The organism is Xanthovirga aplysinae, assembly GCF_009711365.1.
Taxonomy (GTDB): Bacteria; Bacteroidota; Bacteroidia; order Cytophagales; family Cyclobacteriaceae; genus Xanthovirga; species Xanthovirga aplysinae.
This window is the reverse complement of record NZ_SMMB01000877.1, coordinates 1-5021: the sequence shown is the minus strand read 5'-3', so window position 1 is coordinate 5021 and position 5021 is coordinate 1. Positions and strand designations below refer to the sequence as shown.

Annotated in this window: 3 protein-coding genes; all 3 read left to right on the top strand. The window is 37.5% G+C overall.

Annotated elements, in window-relative coordinates:
- Positions 1 to 574 precede the first annotated feature (574 nt).
- The 3 genes from E1171_RS07245 to E1171_RS07235 all read left to right on the top strand — a co-directional run bounded on the left by E1171_RS07245 (position 575) and on the right by E1171_RS07235 (position 4848).
- On the top strand, positions 575 to 1972 hold the full coding sequence (locus E1171_RS07245) for a hypothetical protein (RefSeq protein ID WP_155205344.1): 1398 nt from the start codon (positions 575 to 577) through the stop codon (positions 1970 to 1972).
- Between the two features lie 275 nt (positions 1973 to 2247).
- On the top strand, positions 2248 to 3576 hold the full coding sequence (locus E1171_RS07240; protein WP_155205343.1) for a hypothetical protein: 1329 nt from the start codon (positions 2248 to 2250) through the stop codon (positions 3574 to 3576).
- Positions 3577 to 3732: 156 nt separating this feature from the next.
- On the top strand, positions 3733 to 4848 hold the full coding sequence (locus E1171_RS07235; protein ID WP_155205342.1) for a hypothetical protein: 1116 nt from the start codon (positions 3733 to 3735) through the stop codon (positions 4846 to 4848).
- The last annotated feature ends 173 nt before the right edge of the window (positions 4849 to 5021 follow it).

The following is a 5021-nucleotide window of genomic DNA, read 5'->3' as shown; positions in this document are numbered from 1 at the left end:
AAAACAACTCGGGGGGACTCTTTTGCTCTAATTGTAGAAGATTTTAATGTTTTTTAATCCTTTCTTAATTATCCAAATTCCTTACCGTAAACGCAAGAAATGAAGAGTTATTTATCAGGCATTAAAAGTATGACGCAGGAAAAATACATTGAAAAATTGAAAGGCTATTATCCACAGGAAGAGGAATAGATGGGCTGGAGTAATTCGAGGAAGTCCTATTGGTTGGAAAAAGTGAAGGCTTATTGTACTAAAATGGGAATTGACATTTTGCTTAATAAAGTAGCTTAAAAATAGGAATCCTAGAGTATAGGGTTTTTGGCTTATGCCCAAAGCGTTTGCTTACTCCTCGGGAATTTGTTATGACTTTCTATATTAACACTTTTTTGTAATCAAATTCCTGTAATTACGCAGCCTATTCTCCCCTTGAGGAGAGGTAGAGGGGGCTCCCTTGTATGTGGCCCCAAAAGGAAACAATATTGACAAATTGTAGAAGTTTCTGCAACAGTTCCTGGGCAATTGAAAAATCAAAAACATAAAAATTGGACTTGAAAGCTTTAATAAAACATAAATAATTATGGCATTAAGAAAAAGAAAACCAAGAAACGGCAAAAAGAAACGTGAGGAATCCGCCGAAAGCCAGTTGCGGGATTTAAAAATTCAAATTAAAAAGCTCCAGGAAAAGAAAAGAAAAAAAGAGCTGGGGCAAGGAGTATTCACTAAAAGAGACCAAAGTCTATTAGATGAACTAACAAGAAAATTAGAGGATCTGGAACCGCAGCCTCAGGAAAACCAAGATGATTTAAACGGGCCAATAAGAAATCTAGAGGAAGATTTACAACAGCAGAGAATTGAAAGACAGCGGACTCAAGATGATGATGCTCAAGAGGTCATAGAGGTGGAAGCGGATGATGAAATCGATCAGCAGCAGGATAATCTGGTTCAGGAGGAGATTGTGCAAATCGCCGATGATGAGTCTCAAGCAGATGATAGCGAAGTGACGGAAGTAACCTGGGGAAGTTTATTGGAAGATAATGCCAGAACAGATCATACCCAACAATTTGGGGCAGAAATTGAATTTAATAATGCTGTGCTCCGTTATAATGCCCATCCGCAATTCAAAGATTTTGCCGTTCAATATGGACATAGAGGGATTTGGAAACATGCTGACGGTATGCCTTTTGAAATTCATTTAGATCAAATTGACAAAAAAGCCAAATTGGAAATCGTCATTAATCCACCTGTGTCCCCAGCAGAATTCCCTAATATGTTGAAGTATATTAAGGAAAACTTTATGAATAAAAAAGGAAGCGAAGTGTTGGAAGCCTTTACCTGGAAGACAGAAACCTTCGACCCACAAACGATAGATGATGGTCTTTTGGAGTTGTTGAGCACCCATGATTGGGGCACCATGACGGGTATTGGAACGCAGGTGACCACCACTCATACGGCGAACGAAATGAAATCTGTCATCACAAAAACCAGGGAGAAGTTCCAGCAAATTAGGGATGATAGCAGGGCAAGTGGAGATAAATTTGTGAGCATGAATAGACTGCATCAAAGCCGAAATCAGAGAGAATTGACAGATGCTAATATCGTTAATGCTTTTATGGGAAAAATGAAAAGGGTGGAGGAGCAGGATGAATTTCCTAATAAAGGAAAGTTTGCTATGATCAAACATGCCCAGGAACAATTTAATGTATCTACCAGGGTAGCAGATATAGATGCAGGTACCAAAGCCGATCGGATCAAAAAGGATACCGCGGGCTTGAAAAAACTGCATACCCAAGCCAATAAGCTGGCCCCAATATTTAAACGACCAAATGGTGATATTGCCTATGTGGTAGAGTACAGATCTGCTGCCCAATTGACAAAAGATACAGACAGCTATTTGTCAGGAATAGAAAGTATGACTCAGGAGAAATACATCGAAAAACTAAAAGGGTATTATACCCAGGAGGACGATGATCAATAAAAATTATTTTCCATACTAATTTTGTTATAAATCTTTAGAAAACCCCAAAGCCAACTTCCCTCTTTAGTTACTTGATTGACCTTTTAAGAATTGATTCAACTTAATTCCCCCTTAAGGGGAGTTAGAGGGTTGTTATTGCGCTTGTAGATAATCTGGGCCTTCTAATGAAATATTAGAAATAACCCAAAGGGGGCCTTAAAATGACAAAAAAAGTAAATGCAATTTTCTCATACGATAAGATTAAAGGAAATCAATATTATTAAACAACTAAAGCAATGTCAACACAAAAAACCGGCTCCTCGAGCCTAAAAAGAAAAAATCAACAGAGAAGACGTGATAGAAGTAGTAGTGCTGGAACCATAGCAGAATCGCACAGTCTGCAAAGGCAGAGAAATATTAGAAGAATAAAAGCCCAGTATGTCAATGATGTCAACAATGCCAATCAGGATATTCCTCCTAATATATTGGATACTTACTACACGGCAGTATTGAATGAAAATTCCCGGAACTTAGATGCTTTGGATAGAACCGAAATACTCCGTCAGGTAAGAGTAAAAGCCGATAGGTTCAGGCAAGCAGAAAGGCAAATGTTAAATCCTTTATTGGATAACAACAATCAGGTATTAAGAAATGAAAGTCGCAATTTGATTCGTAACGTTTTAAAAGATTATCTGGCCAATAATCCTGATAAAATCAATGATACCTCAGCAGCTGGTATTAAAAAAGTACGAATAGAAATTCAAAATCGTTTTAAATTATTCCGTCAAACCGCAAGCATATTAACAAATGGTATTTTAACACCTTCTGACCTCCAAGCGCTGGGGATTTCCTCAACACCCTCATCAGATGTGCACTTTAATACATCAGATAGTGTAAGCTTTTTTGATATTAATGTGAATAGAGGGAACGCCAATATAGATCCGGGATTTGCTTCTGTTGGGGTTGCTGTGGAGAGACGGAATGATATGCAGAAACACATCAACACACTTAAAAAATATGCCAGGCTTGGGAGAGCATCCGCTATTCGTGATATACAGCAATTTTTGGATGATTTGCGAAATTCAACATCACCTCTTCCACCTCCGGTTACAAGCTTGCTTCAAAAGCTTCCGACAAACGTTGACCAGAATACTTCGGATAGGACAGTGGATGCGCTTAATAATTCCCTTATTGGAGGCCTTTTCCGGGCCCATTTGGCTAATACCCCTGCTGTAAGAGGTCAATTGGAAGGTAGGGCAGGTCGGTCAGTGATGTTTGTATCTCAAGGACCCACTTTGAACCTTAGTACACATGGAGGACTCCAGGCCTTAGGAGGAAGTGGTATTCAGGAGTTAAGAACTAATCAGTCTATGCCTGCAGGGGATATCACAGATGTGATATTACCCAATAGTATGCGAGTGTTTAACAATGCTATTTTAAATGTCAATCCGAATGTAAACCTTACTTTTGTAGGGAATCGGAGAGGAACAGTTCCTTATTTTGATGCGGCCAGTGGTACAAGAGCTAATATACCTATGAATGTACCAGATTTTCAGGGAGCCATTGATAATTTTATTGCCACAGGAAACGGCCGATTAATTACCCATATATCTAATATTAATTAATCTTTATTAGGCAAGAGGATAAAATGGGAATAGAAGGCATTCCCTTTAGTCTGCAAGAAAGTGTATCAAGTAAATTTTTTGGTTTTCTATAGTTAAATGAGAGCATTTTTAATGCGTTAGATCCTTTATCAAATCTTAAAAAAAAATAACAAAATCATGTTTACGAAAAAAAAGAAGAATAAATTTCGTCCAAAAATTAAAAACTATTTTAAAGAAACAAAAAGCAATCTTTATGGGGAATCATTAGTTCAAACAGAAAATATTGAAGACTTAGATTTAAGTTTTCCGGTGGTATCTATGGAGGGTAAAAAAATTGTTCTCGGAGGCCTCTATTCGGATTTTTATAACTCAGAGGATAATCAGTTAGATAGAATTCCCCATGAAATATTAGATCATGCCATTGTCATTTTAGAGTTTCCCCAATTGACTGGAACCAATAAAAAAGGCTTTTCTGAGCGGGATTTAGAAGAATTAAATATTCAGGATCCAACCCAAAAGGCTTTGCTCATGGAAGTCAACAAACATCCCACTAAAGCCTACCAAATTATCGGAGCAGATGGTCGAAAAGCTTATACACAGAACGGCAGTGTTCATGACCTTTCTGTCCAAGGAGAAAAAGGGTACCTGGCTCAGTTGCATAATGACCTTATTACTGAAGCCAAAGCCGTTCAATTGGTAGAGGATTATTTGGAATTGGTGTTGTTGGCCGAATCAGAAAATGTAAGATCTGTTGCGGATGGTATTAATAAAATGCTTACTTATAACAATGGTACTGATATAGGCCTGGTGATAGGAAAAACTGCCCAAAGGGTTATTGAGGTATCAAAATATCTTTCTTTGGATAAACGAATTATTATAAAAGAAGTCCTTATGCAGGCGCTGGAAACAGAACTTCTTCCTTTGATAGAAGATTATAAAGAGGAAATGACTGATTTGTCCCTACGTCGGCAGGATTACCAGGATATGGCAGAAAGAAAGCTTAAGGAATTAGAACCCTATTGGGAAATTATTGGAAAGGAAAGCTACAATCGTAAAGCCATAAAAATTAAAAAAGAAGTAAAATATAAAGTAAAAGCCGATCACTTGGAGGTGGAATCCAAGTATAAGAATGCGATTTTAAATGCCATGAACAACGCCTTTGCCAATGTTCTTTTACTTTCAGAAGTAGCTGGAGCAGATAGAGAAAATGTGATTGTTACTTTTGAGGAAAATCATTTGGAGCCTTTGAAAAATATGATTGTGCGGTTTAAAGAATTGGGACAACAAAAATAGAGAGTCTCTACTTTAAGGAAGTTTTTCAAGGCTTTGAAGTTGGTTGAGCGTCTCGCCTAATGCCATTCTTAAGGATTTTTTGTTGATCTTATAGTTAAGGGTGGGGAAGAAAACCTTTTGGTTTGTCGCTATTTCTGAGCTTTTGTTCATTTTTGTCTTGACACAAAAACGAA